Annotated in this window: 22 protein-coding genes, 1 tRNA gene and 1 riboswitch; of the genes, 8 read left to right on the plus strand and 15 right to left on the minus strand. The window is 57.6% G+C overall.

From position 1 onward, the window contains the following. The first annotated feature begins 133 nt into the window (after positions 1–133). From rstA to I6L35_RS18300, 5 genes are all read left to right on the plus strand, one after another. Positions 134–844, plus strand: coding sequence for a two-component system response regulator RstA (gene rstA, locus I6L35_RS18280; RefSeq protein ID WP_216978971.1), 711 nt, complete (start codon positions 134–136; stop codon positions 842–844). A 21-nt stretch (positions 845–865) separates the two neighbouring features. Beyond that, entirely contained in the window at positions 866–2191 is a 1326-nt protein-coding gene (gene rstB / locus I6L35_RS18285) for a two-component system sensor histidine kinase RstB (protein WP_216978972.1), read from the plus strand. Between the two features lie 54 nt (positions 2192–2245). Beyond that, positions 2246–2425: a hypothetical protein gene (locus I6L35_RS18290; RefSeq protein ID WP_033115160.1), complete on the plus strand. Its 180-nt coding sequence runs from the start codon at positions 2246–2248 to the stop codon at positions 2423–2425. Positions 2426–2578: 153 nt separating this feature from the next. After that, complete coding sequence (gene mprF / locus I6L35_RS18295) at positions 2579–5128, plus strand: bifunctional lysylphosphatidylglycerol flippase/synthetase MprF (protein ID WP_216978973.1); 2550 nt, start codon at positions 2579–2581, stop codon at positions 5126–5128. Positions 5129–5139: 11 nt separating this feature from the next. Further along, positions 5140–5862: a virulence factor gene (locus I6L35_RS18300; RefSeq protein WP_216978974.1), complete on the plus strand. Its 723-nt coding sequence runs from the start codon at positions 5140–5142 to the stop codon at positions 5860–5862. 294 nt (positions 5863–6156) lie between these two features. Here I6L35_RS18300 and I6L35_RS18305 read toward each other — a convergent pair. Next, a tRNA-Ser gene (locus tag I6L35_RS18305) sits at positions 6157–6244 on the minus strand. Positions 6245–6378: 134 nt separating this feature from the next. Then, positions 6379–6834, minus strand: a complete 456-nt coding sequence (locus I6L35_RS18310; RefSeq protein WP_005346451.1) for a YbjN domain-containing protein — start codon at positions 6832–6834, stop codon at positions 6379–6381. Between the two features lie 158 nt (positions 6835–6992). On the opposite strand from I6L35_RS18310, the gene I6L35_RS18315 reads away from it, so the two are divergent. Beyond that, on the plus strand, positions 6993–8330 hold the full coding sequence (locus I6L35_RS18315) for a flavohemoglobin expression-modulating QEGLA motif protein (RefSeq protein ID WP_216978975.1): 1338 nt from the start codon (positions 6993–6995) through the stop codon (positions 8328–8330). Between the two features lie 80 nt (positions 8331–8410). On the opposite strand, the gene I6L35_RS18320 is transcribed toward I6L35_RS18315, so the two are convergent. Both I6L35_RS18320 and I6L35_RS18325 read right to left on the minus strand, forming a co-directional pair. Further along, the gene (locus tag I6L35_RS18320; RefSeq protein ID WP_005337121.1) at positions 8411–8992 is read right to left on the minus strand and encodes a thymidine kinase; all 582 of its coding nucleotides are present in this window, start codon (positions 8990–8992) and stop codon (positions 8411–8413) included. Between the two features lie 91 nt (positions 8993–9083). Further along, positions 9084–10664: a Na+/H+ antiporter NhaC family protein gene (locus I6L35_RS18325; RefSeq protein WP_005346458.1), complete on the minus strand. Its 1581-nt coding sequence runs from the start codon at positions 10662–10664 to the stop codon at positions 9084–9086. Positions 10665–10752: 88 nt separating this feature from the next. Beyond that, a riboswitch (Lysine riboswitch) is annotated at positions 10753–10924 on the minus strand. 302 nt (positions 10925–11226) lie between these two features. On the opposite strand from I6L35_RS18325, the gene I6L35_RS18330 reads away from it, so the two are divergent. Then, the gene (locus I6L35_RS18330) at positions 11227–11631 is read left to right on the plus strand and encodes an H-NS family nucleoid-associated regulatory protein (RefSeq protein ID WP_139474199.1); all 405 of its coding nucleotides are present in this window, start codon (positions 11227–11229) and stop codon (positions 11629–11631) included. 81 nt (positions 11632–11712) lie between these two features. On the opposite strand, the gene I6L35_RS18335 is transcribed toward I6L35_RS18330, so the two are convergent. The 5 genes from I6L35_RS18335 to I6L35_RS18355 form a co-directional block, all read right to left on the minus strand. Further along, the gene (locus I6L35_RS18335; protein ID WP_216978976.1) at positions 11713–12276 is read right to left on the minus strand and encodes a cob(I)yrinic acid a,c-diamide adenosyltransferase; all 564 of its coding nucleotides are present in this window, start codon (positions 12274–12276) and stop codon (positions 11713–11715) included. Beyond that, positions 12273–12503 carry a DUF3820 family protein gene (locus tag I6L35_RS18340; protein WP_005337126.1) on the minus strand — a complete coding sequence of 77 codons (231 nt, stop codon included), beginning with the start codon at positions 12501–12503 and terminating at the stop codon, positions 12273–12275. The genes I6L35_RS18335 and I6L35_RS18340 overlap by 4 nt, the downstream gene beginning before the upstream one ends. 1 nt (position 12504) lies before the next feature. Then, on the minus strand, positions 12505–13176 hold the full coding sequence (gene queE, locus I6L35_RS18345) for a 7-carboxy-7-deazaguanine synthase QueE (RefSeq protein ID WP_069527953.1): 672 nt from the start codon (positions 13174–13176) through the stop codon (positions 12505–12507). Positions 13177–13237: 61 nt separating this feature from the next. Then, positions 13238–13945, minus strand: coding sequence for a 7-cyano-7-deazaguanine synthase QueC (queC, locus tag I6L35_RS18350; RefSeq protein ID WP_216978977.1), 708 nt, complete (start codon positions 13943–13945; stop codon positions 13238–13240). A 20-nt stretch (positions 13946–13965) separates the two neighbouring features. Then, positions 13966–14589, minus strand: coding sequence for a tRNA-uridine aminocarboxypropyltransferase (locus tag I6L35_RS18355; RefSeq protein ID WP_216978978.1), 624 nt, complete (start codon positions 14587–14589; stop codon positions 13966–13968). On the opposite strand from I6L35_RS18355, the gene rrtA reads away from it, so the two are divergent. After that, on the plus strand, positions 14588–15181 hold the full coding sequence (gene rrtA, locus I6L35_RS18360; protein ID WP_216978979.1) for a rhombosortase: 594 nt from the start codon (positions 14588–14590) through the stop codon (positions 15179–15181). The two genes, I6L35_RS18355 and rrtA, sit on opposite strands and share 2 nt — an antisense overlap. Here rrtA and pyrF read toward each other — a convergent pair. The 6 genes from pyrF to cmk form a co-directional block, all read right to left on the minus strand. Further along, positions 15156–15857, minus strand: coding sequence for an orotidine-5'-phosphate decarboxylase (gene pyrF, locus I6L35_RS18365; protein ID WP_216978980.1), 702 nt, complete (start codon positions 15855–15857; stop codon positions 15156–15158). The two genes, rrtA and pyrF, sit on opposite strands and share 26 nt — an antisense overlap. Before the next feature lie 18 nt (positions 15858–15875). Further along, a complete protein-coding gene (lapB, locus tag I6L35_RS18370; RefSeq protein ID WP_005346478.1) occupies positions 15876–17042 on the minus strand; it encodes a lipopolysaccharide assembly protein LapB in 1167 nt (388 codons plus the stop codon). A gap of 9 nt (positions 17043–17051) precedes the next feature. Next, the gene (locus tag I6L35_RS18375; RefSeq protein ID WP_005337143.1) at positions 17052–17336 is read right to left on the minus strand and encodes a LapA family protein; all 285 of its coding nucleotides are present in this window, start codon (positions 17334–17336) and stop codon (positions 17052–17054) included. 158 nt (positions 17337–17494) lie between these two features. Further along, the gene (gene ihfB, locus I6L35_RS18380) at positions 17495–17779 is read right to left on the minus strand and encodes an integration host factor subunit beta (RefSeq protein WP_005299934.1); all 285 of its coding nucleotides are present in this window, start codon (positions 17777–17779) and stop codon (positions 17495–17497) included. 92 nt (positions 17780–17871) lie between these two features. Beyond that, positions 17872–19542, minus strand: coding sequence for a 30S ribosomal protein S1 (gene rpsA / locus I6L35_RS18385; RefSeq protein WP_005337148.1), 1671 nt, complete (start codon positions 19540–19542; stop codon positions 17872–17874). A gap of 94 nt (positions 19543–19636) precedes the next feature. Further along, the gene (cmk, locus tag I6L35_RS18390) at positions 19637–20329 is read right to left on the minus strand and encodes a (d)CMP kinase (protein WP_019444698.1); all 693 of its coding nucleotides are present in this window, start codon (positions 20327–20329) and stop codon (positions 19637–19639) included. Positions 20330–20422: the final 93 nt, after the last annotated feature.

Consider the following 20422-nt stretch of genomic DNA (forward strand, 5'->3'; position numbering starts at 1 on the left):
TCCGCCACCCCGGCTATCGCTCTTATCATCGCAATCCCCATAAACCCCTCCAACGTTCTTTTTCTGTATTTCCCAAGTGGCATTGATATGCTGACAGCTCCTCTTTTCTCCTGCTTCCGGTTGGAGCTTTTCTATGCAACGCATTCTTTTTGTTGAAGATGATCCCGAGATTGGCCAGCTCATCAGCAGCTGGCTTGGCCGTCACGATATGGACGTGATCCTCGAGACCAGAGGGGATATGGCGCTGGCCCGGGTTGAGGCCGAACAGCCCGATCTGGTGCTGCTCGATATCATGCTGCCAGGACAGGATGGCATGTCCCTCTGTCGGGATCTTCGGTCGCGCTTCGACGGCCCCATCGTGATGCTTACCTCTCTGGACAGCGACATGAACCAGATCCTGAGCCTGGAGCTGGGCGCCAATGACTACATCCTTAAAACCACGCCTCCCCCCGTACTACTGGCCAGATTGCGGGTGCAGTTTCGCCAGCACCAGCAAGCATCAACCCAACCGGCCGCCTCCAGCAGCGTTCCCCAGCAACTGCAATTTGGTCTGCTGCGGGTGGATGGCCCGGGGCGAGATGTGCGCCTCGATGGCGAGAGCATTGCTCTCTCGACCGCCGACTTTGATCTGCTGTGGGAGCTCGCCTGCCACGCGGGCCAAATCTTGAGTCGGGAAGCCCTCTTTCGCAGCTTGCGCGGCCGGGAGTACGACGGCCAGGATCGCAGCATGGATGTGGCCATCTCCCGCCTGCGCCGAAAACTGGGTGATAACCCCGACAACCCGACCCGGATCAAGACGGTGCGCCAGAAAGGTTACCTCTTCGTCCCCCACGCCTGGGCATAACCCTCTTTCGGGAGCACCGCCATGCGCCGCCTCTTTATCCAGTTCTATCTGTTGTTGATCGGCTGTTTCACGCTGGCCATCCTGCTGGTTGGCGTGGTCTATCAGGTGACCGCCGAACGGGCGGGTGATCGCTATCTTGAACGCATGATGCAGGGCTCTCTTGGCCTGTTGACCGGCGAGTTGGCAAGAACTCCACCCGAGCGCTGGCCCGATCGACTGGCCGAGCAGAGCAGTCAGTTTACCCTCCCCCTCAAGATCGGCGAGCTGACACGCCAGCCCTTGGCCAGCGAGGATCAGGCCTTTCTGGCCGCCGGCAACATTGTCATCGTCGAGGAGGATGACACCTTCCTGCAGCGCATCCCCGATACCGATCGGGTGCTGATTGTCGGCCCTGTCCCCTACCTCTCCTACCTGCATGAGCTGCACTGGGTCGATGTAGGGCTGTTGCTGGTGATCGGCCTATCCCTCGGCCTGCCCATCCTTCTGTGGTTGCGTCCCCACTGGCGCGGCTTGCAGCAGTTGGAGCAAACCGCACGTCGCGTAGGCGATGGGGATCTCTCCTGCCGAACCAATCTGCCACCGGGCAGCAGTCTGGCCCGGGTGGGGCTTACCTTCGATCAGATGACCTCCCAGCTGCAAGCCATGCTCACCAGTCGCAAGCAGCTGACCGATGCCATCGCCCATGAGCTGCGTACCCCGCTGGTCAGATTGCGCTATCGGCTTGCCATGCTCGATCCTGCCCCTGCCGCAGAAGAGCAGCGAGCACTGGAGCGGGATCTGGGCGCGCTGGACTCGCTTATCGAAGAGATGCTGACCTACGCCAAGCTGGACAGGCCGGAACTTCCGCTGCAGCGGGATGAACTGGAGCTCGGCAGTTGGGCAGAGCATCACCTCGGCGACTGGCAAGCGTTGCGGCCGGAGAAACATCTGACCCTCGCTCTGCCTCCCATCAAGATGCCCTGGTGCGGCGATCATCGTCTGCTGACACGCGCCGTCGAGAACCTCATCAACAACGCCCTGCGCTACGCCGAAAGCGAGGTTACCCTCTCCATCTCGCGGCTACAGGAGAACTATCTGCTGGAAATCAGCGACGATGGGCCGGGTATCGACCCCGCACTGGCGCACCAGATCTTCGAGCCGTTCGTGCGTCTTGATCAGAGTCGGGATCGCCGCACCGGTGGCACCGGGCTGGGGCTTGCCATTGTGCGCAGCATAGCGCTCCACCACGGCGGCGATGTGGCATTGCTTCCTTCCGGCAAGGGAGCCCGCTTCTGCCTCACCCTCCCTGTACATTTGGATACAAACCGTCACCAAGTGCTCACTGAAGTACCGCGGTCAGCGTCATAGGATGAAGCCATGGAGAAATGCTCCATACCACCAATCCGAATAAGGAAATTGACCATGAAAAAAATCATTCCCCTGACTCTGGCCGCCGTTTTCGCCCTGACTTCCGGTTTCACCATGGCTGCTACCCCGACCAAAACTGCCGCCCCGCAAGCGACCCAGACCAAGGTTGTGAAAAAGCACCATAAAACTGCACACAAAGCGCCGTCCGTCAAAGTCGCGCCAAAAACCAAGTGATCCAACCGGTCACTGGATAACACAGAGGGAGGCTGACGCCTCCCTTTCCATCTCTTCCCGAAATTTTCCTGACGAGCGCCTCCCTCGTCCAAACCGGATCCACGACCCGGCTCCCCTTTTGCGGGAAACGGTCAATGACCACAGGAACATGGCATGTGGCGTCATCTGCTTAAATGGCTAGGCCCCTTGTGCAGCTTGCTGCTGCTCGGCACCGCACTGACCGTGCTGTATCACCTGACTCAGGCATGGCACTGGCACGATATTCGTGCGGCCATCTGGTCCCAACCCCTACAGAGACTGGCAGGCGCCCTGTTGCTGACCCTGCTCAGTTATGGTTGCCTCTGCAGCTATGACATGCTGGCGCTCCATGCGCTGGGCAAGCGCCTTCCCTGGCAACAGGTCAGCATCACCTCCTTTATCGCCTACACCTTCTCCAACACCCTGGGATTTTCCCTGCTGACCGGCACCTCGGTACGCTATCGCCTCTACTCCGCACTGGGGCTCACCACCGGAGAAGTGGCCCGCGTGGTGCTGTTCTGCTCCATCACCTTTTTCCTCGGCCTGCTGGCGTGGGGAGGTGGCGCCCTACTGACCTGCGATGTATCACAGTTGCTGCCTGACTGGCCGCAATGGGCAGATACTCTGCTCAGGCTGGCGGGCGTCATGGCTCTGCTGTTAGTGGCCTGCTACCTCTGCTGGCCCGCCCCACGTCTCTCCTGGCGCGAACACAGCCTGATCCTGCCCGGCGTCAAGGTTCGTCTGTTGCAGCTGTTGGTCGCGCTGGCTGACTGGATGGCCGCCGCCGCCGTACTGTTCGTGCTGTTACCCGCAGATAGCGTCCCCTACCCTGTGCTGCTCAGTGCCTTCGTGCTGGCAAGCTTCCTCGGGGTACTGGCCCACGTGCCGGGTGGGATCGGCGTGTTCGAAGCGAGCATGAGCCTGCTGCTGGCTCACTACCTGCCAGCCGACAAGCTGCTCGCCTCGCTGCTGCTCTATCGCTGCATCTATTATCTGCTTCCCTTTCTCTGTGCCCTGCTGCTCTTTGCGAGTCAGGAGATGCTGCAACAAAAAGCGCGCTGGCAGCGGCTACAGGGGCTGATGAGCGCAGTACGCGAATTTCTGCCCGCCCTTATCAGCATGGGAACCTTCACCGCCGGCAGCCTGCTGCTCTGCTCGGGCATGATCCCGACCATGCGCAGCCACATCGAGGTGTGGCTGCAGGTGTTGCCGCTCCATCTGCTGGAGCTCTCCCACGTGCTCGGCAGCGTGAGCGGTATCCTCCTGATCCTGCTGGCTCGCAGCCTCTATCGCCGTCACGACGCCGCGTTTCGCACCACCCAGCTGCTGCTGGCTCTGGGTATCGCCTTCTCCCTGCTCAAGGGTGGAGACTGGGAGTCAGCCCTGCTGCTCGGCAGCTTCCTGCTGATCATGACTCCCTGCCGCGCCCTCTTCTATCGCAAGGGGTCGCTGCTCTATCCCCAGTACACCCCAGGCTGGCTCATTTCGGTCGGCGCCGTGCTGCTGGGGGCGCTGTGGCTGCTGCTCTTCTCCTACCGTCAGGTGGAGTATGACCACGCCCTCTGGTTCCACTTCTCGCCCCACGGCGGGGCTGCCCGCGGCCTGCGCGCCATGGGGAGCGTGGTGGCCGTGCTGGCCGTGGCCGGGGTTGCCCAGCTGCTTGCGCCGCTGCGCGTAGTCGGTGAAAAGCCGGACAAAGAGACGCTGGCGCGCGCCCACGAGCTGGTGGTACGCGAAGGGGGGATCCACGGCTATCTGGCCCAGTTGCAGGACAAGTCCCTGCTGTTCCACTCCTCCGGCGACGCCTTCCTGATGTATGGCATCGAGGGCAACAGCTGGATTGTGATGGGGGATCCGGTCGGTCGCCCCGAGCAGATCGAAGAGCTGCTCTGGCAATTTCGCGAGCGGTGCGATGAGCACGACGCCAATCCGGTCTTTTATCAGGTCTCGGCCCGCTATCTGCCACTCTATCTGGAGCTGGGGCTGATCCCCTTCAAGCTCGGTGAAGAGGCGATGGTCGATCTGGCTACCTTCGATCTGGCGGGCAGCCGGCTGCGCAACCTGCGCCAGAGCCACGCCAAGGGCAAACGGGAAGGACTGACCTTCGAGGTGGTCGAGGCGAGCGCCGTGGCTCCCCTGCTGCCCAGATTGCAGACCGTCTCAGATACCTGGCTGCAGAGCAAGATGGGCAAGGAGAAGGGGTTTTCGGTCGGCCGCTTCGAGCCTGACTACCTGACCTTGAGCCCGGCTGCACTGGTCTGGCACGAGGGGCAGATTGTCGGCTTTGCCAACCTCTGGGTGAGCGATAACAAGGAGATGCTCTCCATCGATCTGATGCGTTACAGCCTAGATACCGGCACCGCCCCCATCATGGATTTTCTCTTTGTCGAGCTGCTGCTGTGGGGCAAGGCGCAAGGGTACGCCAGCTTCAATCTGGGGATGGCCCCCATGTCCGGCTTCAACGATCACCCGCTCAACAGCTACTGGGCCCGACTTGGCAATACCCTGTTTGTGCGTGGCAGCCGTTTTTACAACTTTCAGGGGCTCAGACGCTACAAGGAGAAATTTTCGCCCCGCTGGGAACCCCGCTACCTGCTCTGCAGCAGCAAGCTGGTACTGCCCAGAACCCTGACTCACCTGATCACCCTGATTAGCCGCGGCCCGCTAGGGCTGATCAAGAAATAGGAGCATGGCCAATGAGAGCCTTGATTTTGCTGTTACTCAGTCTCGTACTGCCCGTTGCATCTTTTGCGGCGCACGCCGCCCCGGTCAAGGACGACCTGAGCCTGATTGAGCTGCCGGTCAAGCAGCCATCCGACGCCCCCATGGTGATCTTTCTCAGCGGCGATGGTGGCTGGGCGGCCCTCGACAAGGGGCTGAGCGCCCAGTTTCAGCTGAACGGCATGCCGGTCGTGGGCTGGAGCTCCCTCACCTACTACTGGAAGAAGAAAACCCCGGAGCAGGTGACCGCCGATCTGGAGCGGATCCTCGATGATTATCAGGCCCGCTGGCAGCGCCCCCACTGGCTACTGGTCGGTTTCTCGTTTGGTGCAGAGATTGCCCCCTTCGTCATCAACCGGTTGCCGGAGCACTATCGTCAGGGACTAGTCGGGGCCGTGATGCTCTCCCCCTCTACCAGCTCGGATTTCGAGATCCACGTCAGCGACATGCTGACCCACAAGACCCGCAGCTACCCGACCGAACCGCAGGTGAAGACCATCCGCGATCTGCCGATGCTCTGCCTGCAAGGAGCCGATGACGATGACGGCGACCGCCTCTGCCCTCGTCTCAACCAACCCAACGTCACCAGCATCACCCTGCCGGGAGGACACCATTTTGACGATAACTACCCCCAGCTCTATCAGGCCATCACCAAGCATCTGAACCTGCCCCCGGATCCGCTGACTGTGGAGCATTAACCCGTATCACCACGGAATGCCTTTCAAGTACCGAGCAGGGCAAATCAGCGAGCAATGAAAAGGGCCTCTCTTGCGAGAGGCCCTTTTACTGAATTGGGCGGAAACTTTAAAAGGATCGACCAATGGGTTGGCCGTGGCGTCAAAGTCACCGAGGCTTTTCACTACGATTGCCCAAGAGGTTCAGCCAGATGCTGGGCTATCAACAATGAGGATTTGCATTCCTATGCCAGCAACCACGCGGGGATTGCGCCAGAAAGCAAAAAGCCCTGATGTTTCCATCAGGGCTTTGCAATGTGGCGGTGAGGGAGGGATTCGAACCCTCGATACGTTGCCGTATACACACTTTCCAGGCGTGCTCCTTCAGCCACTCGGACACCTCACCAAATTTTGGTCTGTGGTTTAACGTGTTCAGCCAACACTGTGTTCTCTGCGCCGTTGCGCTGGAACGGGGCGTAATTTAGGGGAAAGCCCCGCCCGCGTCAACGGCTTTTTTCACCTGGCGAACCGTTCGAACACTTAATGCACAGATTCCGGCGCAACCTGGATTTCTGGCAGGTTGAGGAAGCCGGAACGTTCGCATTCGGCAACCAGTTCGTGGGTGGCAGCGATGGTGCTTTGCACGAACAGCAGGAACTGCTCGACGCTGAGTCCGGCCTTGGTAAAGACGGTATGGCCGACCACCAGCCGCGGCAGGTTGTCATCGATGATATCGAGGAACACCTTGAGGGAGGGGTACTGCATATTGAGTCGTCCCAGTTCGGCAACCAGTGGTAACAGGGCCGAGGGGCGAACTTCCAGCTCGGAGGAGAACAGCAGACCTTCCTCTTCCACGAAGATCCGGCTCTCCTGAATACCATCGACCGACTGCAAAGAGACAATGTGGATACCGTGACACTGGTCGCAGACATAGTGCTCGATACGAGCCTGTTGCAACCAACGCATTATCATTTCGGAGCTGGGGATATTCATCATTTCCACGACAAGATTGGGATCAAGGGGCGCAGTCTAAACCAATTTGCCAGCAACAAAAAGCGCGCCAACCCGATAACCATGCGGCTCGCTTCTTTTTGGCAAGCGCTATGCATATACTCAGCCAAATCCACGATGACGCTTGCCCCACAGGGGGCCCCATGACCATCCAAGAAAAGTATCGCCTTCATCTGAAATCACTCTCGGATGAGCTGCTCACCCTGCAAAAACCCATCCGGATTCTGGATGCCATCAAGTGGCCACGCCATCTGCAAGAGCGCTTTCTGGCAAGCGGTGGCAGAGAGCAGCCCGCTATCGACAGGCACTTCTATGATGCCCTCCCCCTTGGCTTCGAGCCGCGCAACAAGTATCTGGAACTCAAGGAGCTGCGGGACAGGATCCGCAGAAAATTGGGGCCACAGGACGATCTTGGCCGGATCCTGCAAGAGACGGTCGATCAGTACATGGTGGTGATCGAGATGCTGCGCCAGCGAGGCCAACCCGATTTTCAGCGTTACAGCCAGCTGCTTTATGGCTCTGCCAGCGATCACCTGCGCGGGGATCGCAAGACCCTCAAGGAGCTGGGCTCCCGCCTGTGCGATATCTTCTCCCTACCCGGCGCGCGCCATCTGGTGCGCCCCTACCCCAAGGAGTTCGAAGGAGAAGCGGCAGTTGCCAAACTGCAGGGCAAGCTGTCGAGCTACTTCAGTGACGGCACGGTGCAGGTGAAGCTGAGCGATGGGATTGTCTCCGACGCCGCAGCCGGTGGCGACTACATCAAGCTCAACTCCCACGCCCGTTTCTCCGAACTGGACTTGCAGGTGCTGGAGGTGCACGAGGGCTGGGTTCATGTCGGCACCACCCTCAACGGTCGCCAGCAACCCTATGCCACTTGGCTGAGCGCAGGTTCACCGCGGATCACGGCGTGCCAGGAGGGGCTGGCGGTATTGATTGAGACGCTCACCTTCAGCTCCTTTCCGGATCGGGCCAAGCGCATCTCGGATCGGGTGATGGCCATCGACATGGCCGAGCGGGGTGCCGATTTTATCGAGGTGTTTCAGCACTTCGTACAGCAAGGCACCAGCGAGCACGACGCCTACAAGATCACCCAGCGGGTCTTTCGGGGCGGCATGGTGGGCGGCGGCGCCTGCTTTACCAAGGATCTCTCCTACGTGCGTGGCTATGTGGAGACGGTCAATTTTATCCGCAGCGCCGTGCTGGAAGGCGTGCCCGAGATCCTGCCGATGCTGTTTGTCGGCAAGGTGACGCTTGATGATATTCCGGTACTCTATCAACACTATCTGGAGGGGCTGATTGCCGCCCCCCGCTATTTGCCGCCGATGTTTCGCGATCTCACCGGCCTCTATGTCTGGTTCGGTTTTGCCTCCGGCATGTCGCTGGTGGATATCGGCCGGGTACAGCACCATTTTCGCCAGCTATTTCAACGCCTGCCGGTGGCCGACCCCATCATTGCGCCGGTGGATATCGAGATAGACTGAACCACAGCGATACAAGTTGGGGAAAATAAAAAGGGCGCCAGATGGACGCCCTTCTCGACGATTCAAATATCGCAGCCGAATTACTTGTAGGCCCGACCTTCCAGATAGTGTTTGCGGCACAGTGACACATAGCGATCGTTGCCACCGATCTCCACCTGCTCGCCATCACGCATCACCTGACCCGCCTCGTTGACCCGGGAGTTCATGTGAGCCTTGTTGCCGCACCAGCAGATGCTCTTCAGCTCTTCAAACTTGTCGGCCAGACAGAGCAGATGGTATGAGCCCGGGAACAGCTCGCCGCGAAAATCGGTCTTGAGGCCATAGGCCATCACCGGAATATCCTGCTCATCGACGATGCGGGCCAGCTGGTAGACCTGCTCACGGGTCAGGAACTGGGCCTCGTCCACGATAAAGACATCGATATGTTTCTTCGCATGACGCTCTTTCACCATTTCAAACAGATCACAGCTGTCGCTGAACACGTCCACCTTCAGTTCAAGACCTACCCGGGCACTGATCACCCCGACCCCGAAACGGTCATCGATGGCTGGCGTCATCGCCAGAGGATGCATGCCCCGCTCCAGATAGTTGAAGTGCGCCTGAATGAGCTGGGTGGATTTGCCTGAATTCATGGTGGCAAATTTGTAGTGCAGTGAAGCCATGATACTGTTCCGAAACTGAATTTATGGGGCGCATGCTAACCAAAGCCCCTGACAAAACCAAGGGGCCCGCGGGCCCCTTGCTCTATAAATGTTACGCGGTGGCCAGCGCTGGCCGCGCTTTGGCCTTTTTCAGGTGATAGCTGGTAAAGAGCACAAACCAGAGGGCACTGACACTGAAACCGGCCAGGCTGGAGTGCATCAAGCCCATCGCCAGGTAACCGATGGCCGCACCGAAGGCGATGGCCAGTGCATAGGGCAGCTGGGTCATCACGTGATCGATGTGATGGCAACCGGCACCGGTGGCAGAGAGGATGCTGGTGCTGGAGATGGGTGAGCTGTGATCCCCGAACACCGAGCCAGCCAGTACCGCGGCCAGCATCGGCAACATCAGGCTGATGTCGCTGGCGGCAGCCATGTCGCCGGCCAGTGGCAGCATGATGCCGAAGGTTCCCCAGCTGGTGCCGGTGGCAAACGCCATAGCACAGGAGAGGATAAAGACCACGGCAGGCAGCACTTCGATCGGCAGGTTGCCGTTAGCCAGCGAAGCCAGGTACTTGCCAGTCTCCACGTCGCGCACCACGGCACCTATGGTCCAGGCGAACAGCAGGATGTTGATGGCTGGCAGCATGGCCATGACGCCTTGTGGCGCGGCCTTGATCCAGTTCTTGGCACCCAGCTTCAGACGCATCGCCAGACCGATGGAGACCACCAGACTGCACAGGGCACCGTAGACCAGCGAAGAGCCGACGTTGGTGTTTTCGAACGAGCCGAGCACGCTGAACGGCAGCCCTTTCTCGCTCAGCACCGCAGCACCGGAATCAATCATGAAATAGATGGTGGCCGCAGTCAGGGTCAGGATCGGCAATACCATGTCGATCATGCCGCCGTTGCTCTCTTCCGGGCTCTCCATATCCAGACCGATGGGGCGGCCCTTAGACTCATCCCACAGCTTGCCTTCCAGCGCCCACGCTTCGTGTTGACGCATCGGGCCGATATCGAGCTGACAGGCGATCACCACCAGCACCATGATCAGGGTGAAGACGGCGTAAAGGTTCATCGGGATCATCTCGACAAACGCCGCGATGGGGCTCTGTTCGGTCAGACCGTGTGCCGCCATGATGCCGCCAACAAGCGCGATGATATAAGCGCCCCAGGAGGAGATGGGCATCAGCACGCAGACCGGCGCCGCGGTAGAGTCAAGCAGATAGGCCAGTTTGGCACGGGAAATCTGGAAGCGGTCGGTGACCGGACGGCAGATGGCCCCCACCGACAGGCTGTGGAAGAAGTCATCGATAAAGAAGGCAAACACCATCATACCGGTCAGCGCTTTGGCGCCCTTGCGGGTCTTGGCACGACGCTCGGCCCACTCGGCAAAGGCACGGGTCGCCCCGGAGACGCTCATCAGGCTGATGAGGCCGCCCAGCAGCAGCATGAACAGGATCATGTTGACGTTGTCACGATTGAGCGCACCATCGACCCAGAAGATCTTGAGCACGGTATTCAACATGTAATGCAGGGATTCGAGGGGCGAAAACTGATTGAGCAGCAAACTGCCGGTGACGATGCCCACACCAAGGGACAGCAGCACGCGGCGGGTCAGGATCGCCAACGCGACAGCCAACAGGGGGGGAAGAACGGACCAACCGGAGTCGGCGAAATGACTAATGTCCATGATCTCTTTGCACCTAAAGATTACAGGTGGAGATCTACCGAGAGGATCTAAAGAAACAAAACCTATAGGGAGGTAATACTCCTCAGCCCCTTCAGGTAGCGCTCCATAGTGGATGACTATGGCAGTCCTGCACCTATTAGATGCAGAACCAGCAGCCCGGTATGATGGCCTGGCCACTTCGGCGCTGACTCCTTTCCTTGTGCATCACAGGCATCACCCTCCGCACAAATACTCATAGGCAGCGCGCCTCTACTTAAAGGTATTCGATGCACATTTTATCGAGATGGTAGCTTATAGCAAGTTTTTTGATTAAATAGTCATGATAAACAGACCTGGGTCGTAAAATGGTAGTCAAATGATGCAACAACGCCAGCTTTGACGATATTTTCACCCACTGCGGCTTCATTGGCATCCAATCACCAAGCCTATTGCTGGCCATATTAAATCTCTGTATTGATGTTCCCCACAGACATTATATTTAACCCGGCTTGACTTATTTAAATCACCAAGCAAGAATCAGCTGGAACATAATATTTTTCTCTGACTCGACGTGGTAACTCCTATGAATGAATTTTTAAAGGTACTGCTTAATATCCGCAGTCTGCGTGCCACCTGCCGCGAACTTTCTCTGGAACAACTGGAAGAGGCGCTGGATAAACTCTCCACTATCGTAGCTGAGCGCCAGCAAGACGAAGCTGCCGCCCGTCAAGCTCGCGAAGAACATCAGCGAAAAATCAACGAATATAGCGAAATGCTGAAAGCTGCCGGCATAGACCCAGCCGAGCTGGTCAATGCCGTTGCAACAACATCTGGCAAGACCGAAAAAACAAAGCGAGCACCACGGCCAGCCAAATACCGCTATCAGGATAATGGCGTAGAGAAAACATGGACGGGCCAAGGCCGTATGCCTTCGGCTATTGCCAGCGCAGTGGCAGCAGGCAAATCACTGGAAGACTTTGCTATCTGATCTCAATCTCGTTGCTAATAAAAAACCTCGCCAAGGCGAGGTTTTTTATTAGCGCTTAAATGTGAAATGTCAGATAGCCGATTACGGGCGATCTGCTGCCTTGACCCACAGCACTTCACGCCCCCCTGCCATGCAGATGAGATAGCGGGCAACGGTAAAGAACCAGTCACTCATCCGGTTCAGATAGGGCAGGACCTCGGGGTTGACACGCTCTTCCCGGCTCAATGTCAGCAGCAAGCGCTCGCAATGACGCACCAGAGTACGCACCACATGCGCTTGCGCCGCGGCACGGGAACCACCCGGCAATATAAATTGGCGCAGCGGTGGCAATGACTCGCTATAACGATCTATCTGCTGTTCAAGGCGAGTGGTCCAGGCGGCATTAACTTGCCAAATTGCTTCATTCTGGGCATCGCTGGAGAATGCCAACTCCCCCCCCAGATCAAACAGCTCTTGTTGCAACAGCAGTAAATCAGCCAATAAGCCGACCTCTTGCGACGGGATGTCACAAATTAGCAAGCCAATATGGGAGTTGAGCTCATCGATATAACCGTAGGTCTCGACCCGCAAATGATCCTTGGGCAATGGGATACCATCGGCCAGCCGGGTCATGCCTTTGTCGCCCTGCCTCGTATATATTCTCATACCGACATCCTGTTAATAATGGGAATAATCATGGACTCGAGCCCATTGAGTTTGATTTCATAAGCCAGTGCCAGTGTCTGGCCCAATTTACCCGCCGGAAAACCGCTGCGCGCCATCCACACCAGATAGGGCTCGGGAATATCGATGATACGCCGCCCCTGATATTTACCGTAAGGCATCTTGTTGGTCAGGGTCAGCAGTACCTGTTCGTCGGATAGCCAATCCATATTAATCGATATCCAGATATTTATGAGTCTGGATTGAGAGTCGCCAGTTACGCGCGATACAGGTATCCATCGCCAATTGGGTGGCCCTTGGCTTCTGGCTGATCGGCTGCAAGGCAATGACCACGTCCGGGCGCAGAGTTGCGGTCGCGAGCAGCGCATCCAGCTCTTCAATATGGTGCTCGGTCGCCACCGGATGCTTGATCTCGTTGGCCCGCTCCAGCGCCGAGACCAGCACAGGCAGCCCCCCTTTCATGCCAATTTTGGGGGAGACGGTCACCCAGGTCTGCTCATGGGTCTTGATCTCGCTGGTGCCACTGGTTTCAATCTGCACCTGATAACCCGCCGCCAGCAGGGCTGACGAGAGTTCGTGCAGATCGTAGAGGCAGGGCTCGCCACCGGTGATCACCACATGGCGCGCCTGATAACCCAGGTCGGTAAAGCTCTTGATAATCTGCGCGGTGCTAAGTTGGCTCCAACAATCGGATTCGTTGGAGCGATCCAGCACCGCCGCCTTGCCCACTTCACGAGCCGGATCAACAACCCAGGTATGACGGGTATCGCACCAGGGGCAGCCCACCGGGCAACCCTGCAGGCGAACAAAGATGGCGGGCAGGCCGGTAAAGATGCCCTCCCCCTGGATGGTCTGGAAAATCTCGTTGATTGGGTAGTGCATCTCGATCACGGCTTGTTGCAAAAGTCGCGGATTATACCCCAAGCCACGGCAAGACGCAGGCTCACTCTGCGCTTTTCTCACCCAGCCCGGTTTTCTCAAACAGTCTGGCCATGATGCCCGCCTTGTCGGCCAGATAGTTGTTCAGGCCGCGACTGCGCAGTTCACACGCAGGACACGTGCCGCAACCGTCACCGGCAATGCCGTTGTAGCAGGTCAGGGTCTGCTGGCGCACAGTGTCGAGGTGACCATAATGATCCGCCAGTGCCCAGGTCTCGGCCTTGTCGAGCCACATCAGGGGAGTTTCAAAACGGATGCCGCGATCCAGCCCCAGCGACACCGCCTGATTGAGGGCCTTGACGAACTCGTCACGGCAATCGGGATAGCCGGAGAAGTCGGTCTCGCACACACCTGTGATCACCGCTTCGGCGCCCACCTGATAGGCATAGATGGAGGCCAGGGTCAGGAACAGGATATTGCGGCCCGGTACGAAGGTGTTGGGCAGCCCGTTATCCTGCAGCTCGCAGCTGACAGGAATGTCGTCACGAGTCAGGGCAGAGACCGCCAGCTCATTGAGCAGCGTTACATCCATCACCTTGTGGGCGGCAATCCCCAGTGCACAGCCCAGACGGCGCGCGGTGTCGATCTCTTCCCGATGGCGCTGGCCATAGTCGAAGGTGATGGCGTGCACTTCATCATACCGGGCCAATGCCTGCACCAGACAAGTAGTACTGTCCTGACCGCCGCTGAAAACCACGACTGCTTTTTTCATCTTGATAACTCCTTGAATTGTCACGCGCGGCGGCCTTCGGCAAAGTCCTGCCACTGGGTATTCAACCGATTGAACAGGGTCAGCAAGGGCGCATAGCGCTCCAGCCTCCCCTCCCATCGGGACAAGAGGTGATAGCCCGCCTCTATGGTAGAGAGGGCATCGGGAAAGGGTTTCTTGCGAATGGCATATTGACCGGCAATGGCACCAATGCCGATGCGGGGCAAGCGGGCCAGTGTCGGGTTGCTCTGCAACATGCGATAGGCTTTACGCCAGGTGCCGTCAAGCAAGATAAAGGCGATGGACGTTTTGCCAGAGGGTTCACTCTCCAGCTGTTGGCGAAGATCGGTCAGCGAAATGGCATCCTCATCCGGCCAGAGTAGATAGCTGCGACGGGAAGGATCTGCAAGCAACCCATCGAGCCACTCATCGCGGGAAAAGTCCTCCCCCACATGGATCTCGCACTGTTGCAAAGAGGCTGCCAGCAGCGCTGCAGTCCCCTTGGGATGTGCCACCTCGTTGGGGTGCTGCAAGATATAGAGGGGCGTGTGATTGTCAACCGGCACAATATAATCGCACAGGCAGGCTTTGAGGGCTCGGGTGCAACGTGTACAGTATCGACTGTTCTTGTCGTTGGACTGTTTCATGTTGTCAGACAAATCTGGATTGCTCTGGGTTATCACGCTCTCTCTCACCAGCTTGCTACTCTTCTTTACCGTACCCAATCTTCAGTTCTCCTTCGATCGGCCCTTGATCGCCGGGGGCGAAGGGTGGCGGATCATAACAGGCAATCTGGCTCATACCAATCTGTGGCACCTGCTGCTCAATCTGGGGGGCCTCGCCATCCTCTATAGCCTGTTTCGCGACTATCTGGGTGGGGCTCGCCTGCCGCTGCTGATGTTGCTGCTCTGGTTGGCAGTGGGCTTGGGGATCTGGTGGTGGTGCCCGCAGACCCAGTGGTACATGGGACTATCCGGCTCGCTGCATGGCCTGTTTGTCTGGGGGGCAATGCAGGATATCCGCCACGGGCGCCGCACATCGGGCTGGCTGATGCTGGCAGGGATGGGGCTCAAGCTGGCGATGGACTTCTATAATGCAGGAGAGAGTCCGATCTCCACTCTGATCAATGCCAGGGTACACATCGGCTCTCATCTTATCGGGGCCGGTGCAGGCCTGTTGCTCGGCCTGCACCGTGTATCACTGAGTGAGCCTGTTACGCACCAGCCAGCTCGGCATTGATGCTGACCAGCATAGCGGCCGGATCGGCAGCTTGCGTGATGGGGCGACCGATAACCAGATAATCGGACCCCGCCTCGACCGCCGCTTTCGGTGTCATCACCCGGCGCTGATCCCCGGCCGCTGAACCGGTCGGGCGAATACCCGGGGTCACCAGCTTGAACTCATCACCCAGCAAGGCTTTAAGCTCATGGGCCTCGTTGGCAGAGCAGACAACCCCATCCAAGCCGGATGCCTTGGTCAAGGTAGCCAGCCGGATCACCTGCTCGGCAGGGCTTACATCCAGACCAAGAGGGATCATGTCGGACTGCTCCATGCTGGTCAGCACGGTCACGCCGATAAGCAGGGGGGCCTTGTCGCCATAAGGCAGTAGCGCCTCTTTGGCGGCACGCATCATCCGCTCACCACCACTGGCATGCACGTTGACCATCCAGACACCGAGCTCGGCACTGGCTGCCACGGCTTTGGCAACGGTATTGGGAATATCGTGAAACTTCAGATCCAGAAAGACATCGAATCCCTTGGCCACCAGCTGGCGTACAAACTGCGGGCCAAACAGGGTAAACATCTCCTTGCCTACCTTGAGACGGCACTGGGCCGGAGAGATACGTTCAACGAACGCTAAGGCATCTGCCTCGTGCTGATAATCCAGCGCTACCAGTACTTTGGGATCTTGCATCTCACATCCTATTGCTTGTTATTCACCGTCCAGACCACGGATCGGCTTGATGGAACCCCACTGGCGACAAGACGGGCACTGCCAGAACAGCGAGTGAGTGGCAAAGCCGCACTGCCGACACTTGTGGGTTGACTTGATTTTGATCTGCTCGCCGACCAGCTGTTGCAGAAGCTCGAGGCTCTCCTTGGCAGGCCCCTCCTCCGCACTGGCCAGTTGAAAACCCACCAACTGGTAAAAACCTTTCATCGACGGATGACGACGCAGCTGACGCAGCACCAGCGAACGGGCCTGACTCAGGCCATCACGCTCTTCAACCAGCTTGGCAAGGGCCAGGGTCACGCTGACACCGGCGTGATCTTCCACTGCCTTCTCAAGCAGCGGGATCAACGCAGGCGTGCGGCCCAACTGCTGATAGCACTCGAGCAATTTGGGCATTGCCTCGGAGGCAAAGTCGATATCCTGCTCGAACACCCGCAGCAGCTCCTTGCTGGCCTGCTCATACTCCCCCTCTGCCATGGCGAGCTCAGCGAGGCGCAAACTAGCCCGGGCACATGCCGGATTGATACTGAGCGCCCGTTTGAGCTTGGCCAGCCCCTCCCCTTTATTGCCCTCACGCAGCGCGATCTCGGCTTGTTCACAATAGAAATGGGAGATGGGGTCGGCCAGCTTCTTGCCCTGGAATTTTTGCAGACGAACCGCCACATCGATGGCCTTATCCCAATCCCGCAACTGCTGATGGATGATCAACAGCTGTGCCAGCGCCGTCTCTTCATAATCGCTGTCGTCACACAGCTCATTCCAGAGCGCTTCAGCACGGTCGAGCAGACCGGCAGCAAGAAAGTCGCGAGCCAGCTCCTGCAGAGCAAGCTGGCGCTGCTCCCGGGTCAGCTGGCGGGTTACCAGGTTCTGGTGGATCTTGATGGCACGATCGACCTCCCCACGCTGGCGAAACAGGTTGCCGAGGGAGAGGTGTGTTTCGATGGTTTCACTGTCCACCTCAAGCAGCTGGATAAAGAGATCCACCGCCTTGTCGGATTCATCGGACAGCAAATAGTTGAGGCCCGCCACATACTGGCGGGAAAACTGGTTACTCTGTTTTTGGGTGTCCTGGCGAACACTCCTGCGACCCATGTACCAACCATAACCGGCAGCGATGGGCAACAGCAGGAAAAGCAGTTCAAGCATTGAGGAACATTATTCCTTACCCGGTGACCGGGCCAGCTCCAACTCGCGGGATTGACGACGCATGGTGCGGTTGAGGGTGCGGTTTTGCATTTTCAGGCGCAGGAACAGCAGGCCGAATACCAGCCAGCCCAGCAAAAAGCCGCCAGCAAAGAAGAAGCCCAACAGCATGGCAAGTGAAAACTCACCCTGAGCAATCAGGTAATTGAACTGAACCAGCTGGCCATTTTGTGAGCCCAGCGCCAGGGTCAGAACAAACACCAGCACCAGCGGAATGAGGGCCAAAATACGCTTCATAAGAGCTCCCTGTCAGTATCTAATGAGAGGCTGATTATCCTTAAAATCGCAGGCAGACTCTAGAGTGAATGGGAAAAGAGTTTAAGAAACAAGACGATTGGCACAGGAATCGGTGCCAAAAAGAAAAAAGGCATACCCAAGGTATGCCCATTTCTGCATTATTCAATGATGTTGACGCGCTCGCGCAACTCTTTGCCAGGTTTGAAGTGCGGGACATATTTCCCGGTCAGTTCAACCTTGTCCCCAGTCTTGGGGTTGCGGCCCACACGGGGCGCACGATAGTGCAGTGAAAAACTGCCAAATCCGCGGATTTCAATCCGGTCGCCGTTTTGCAAGGTCGACGCCATCTGCTCAAGGATCTCCTTGATGGCGGCTTCGACATCCTTGGCCGGCATATGCATGCGGCTGGCTGCCAGTTGTTCGATGAGATCTGATTTGGTCATAACGTTAAATCTCCTTCCCCGATCACATGCAATATTCATTTTGCCAGGATAAAAAAGGGCGGCGCAATGCCGCCCTTTTCTTGCATCAAGGATTACTCACCCTTGGCGGCTTTGAACGCTTCCATCATAGCATTGCTGAACACAACTTCTTCTTGCTGGTTCAGGTTATCGATAGCAACACGCTCATCAGCCTCGTCCTTAGCACGGACAGACAGGCTTACGGTGCGGTTCTTACGATCAACGCCCATGAATTTAGCTTCAACTTCGTCACCAACAGACAGCACCAGAGTGGCGTCTTCTACGCGGTCACGAGCAGCGTCGGAGGCACGCAGGTAGCCTTCTACGCCATCAGCCAGTTCGATAACGGCACCTTTGGCATCAACCTCGGTAACCTTACCCTTCACGATAGCACCTTTCTTGTTGTCAGCCAGGTACTTGTTGAACGGGTCTTCTTCGATCTGCTTGACACCCAGGGAGATGCGCTCACGCTCCGGATCCACTTGCAGAACAACGGCTTCGATCTCGTCGCCTTTCTTGAATTCACGCACGGCTTCTTCGCCCTGGTTGTTCCAGGAGATGTCAGACAGGTGAACCAGACCGTCGATGCCGCCATCCAGACCGATGAAGATACCGAAGTCAGTGATGGACTTGATCTTGCCGGAAACACGGTCGCCTTTGGCGTGAGTTTCGGCAAACAGCTGCCACGGGTTGGATTTGCACTGCTTCAGACCCAGGGAGATACGACGACGCTCTTCGTCGATGTCCAGAACCATCACGTCAACCACGTCGCCAACGTTAACAACTTTGGACGGGTGGATGTTCTTGTTGGTCCAATCCATCTCGGATACGTGTACCAGGCCTTCAACGCCTTCTTCGATTTCAACGAAGCAGCCGTAGTCGGTCAGGTTGGTCACGCGGCCAGACAGACGGGTGGTCTCCGGGTAACGCTTGGCGATAGCAACCCAGGGATCTTCGCCCAGCTGCTTCAGACCCAGGGATACACGGGTACGCTCGCGGTCGAACTTCAGAACCTTGACAGCGATCTCGTCGCCAACGTTGACGATTTCGGAAGGATGCTTAACGCGCTTCCACGCCATGTCGGTGATGTGCAGCAGGCCGTCAACACCGCCCAGATCTACGAATGCACCGTAGTCGGTCAGGTTCTTGACGATACCCTTAACTTCTTGACCTTCTTGCAGGTTAGCCAGCAGGCTTTCGCGCTCGGAGGTGTTCTCGGTCTCGATCACGGCACGACGGGAAACAACAACGTTGTTGCGCTTCTGGTCCAGCTTGATGACTTTGAACTCGAGTTCTTTGTTTTCCAGGTGAGCGGTGTCACGGATCGGACGCACGTCAACCAGAGAACCCGGCAGGAAGGCACGGATGCCGTTCAGTTCAACGGTGAAACCACCCTTGACCTTGCCGTTGATGATACCGATAACGGTAGCTTGCTCTTCGTAAGCCTTCTCAAGCTGCAGCCAGGCTTCGTGGCGCTTGGCTTTTTCGCGGGACAGCTTGGTTTCGCCGAAACCATCTTCGATAGAGTCCAGAGCCACGTCAACGGTGTCGCCGACGTTGATTTCCAGCTCGCCCATGGCGTTCTTGAATTCTTCAGCCGGGATAGCGGACTCGGATTTCAGACCGGCGTCAACCAGTACGAAACCGTTCTCGATAGCAACGACAGTACCCTTGACGATGGAACCTTGACGGGTTTCAACGGCGTTCAGGGACTCTTCAAAGAGTTGAGCAAAAGATTCGATCATTGTTTATGTCACAAATGAAACATCCACTTGCAATCCGGCACAAGCGGGGCTGTTTTAAATAATCTGCGCCATCCTTGGTGCAGACGACCGGATGTCAGCTTGCGCTGGCATCACCAAGTTGTTGCTCTGCATAGGCGAGCACTGTTGCCAGTACTTCATCTATGGTCATGGCGGTAGAGTCTACCACCAGAGCATCTTCTGCCGGTTTCAGGGGTGCAGTAGCGCGATTTCTGTCGCGATCGTCACGTTCCCGAATCTCGGTTAAAAGACGCTCAAAGTTAACATCAAAGCCCTTATCTTGCAACTGCTTATAGCGACGCTGGGCCCGTTCTTCGGCACTGGCGTCGAGGAAAATCTTCACCTCGGCCTCAGGGAAAACCACGGTCCCCATGTCACGACCATCGGCAATCAGACCTGGGGCCTGACGAAATGCACGCTGACGGCGCAGCAAGGCTTCGCGCACCCGGGGGAAGGCGGCGATTTTACTGGCAGCATTACCCACTTCTTCGGTGCGGATGGTGCGGGAGACATCTTCCCCTTCCAGGATTACCTTGACCAGATCGCCCTCAACCTGAAATTGCACATCCAGATTGGCAGCCAGCGGCACCAGTGAGGCTTCACTGTCCAGCTCTACATCGTGATGCAGGGCGGCCAGGGACAACACCCGATAGATGGCGCCCGAGTCCAGCAAGTGCCAACCCAGCTTCTCAGCAAGCAGCTGACACAAGGTGCCTTTACCTGCACCACTGGGGCCATCAATTGTCATTACGGGGGCCATCTGAGGCATAACTTCTCTCCTGCACTGTGTTGCTCCCATCCCGAAGGGGTGGGTTAATGGGCGCCGATTATACCCGAATGTGGTGAGCCTGGCAGTCATCAA

The organism is Aeromonas sp. FDAARGOS 1405 (assembly GCF_019048265.1).
GTDB classification, from domain to species: Bacteria; Pseudomonadota; Gammaproteobacteria; order Enterobacterales; family Aeromonadaceae; genus Aeromonas; species Aeromonas veronii_A.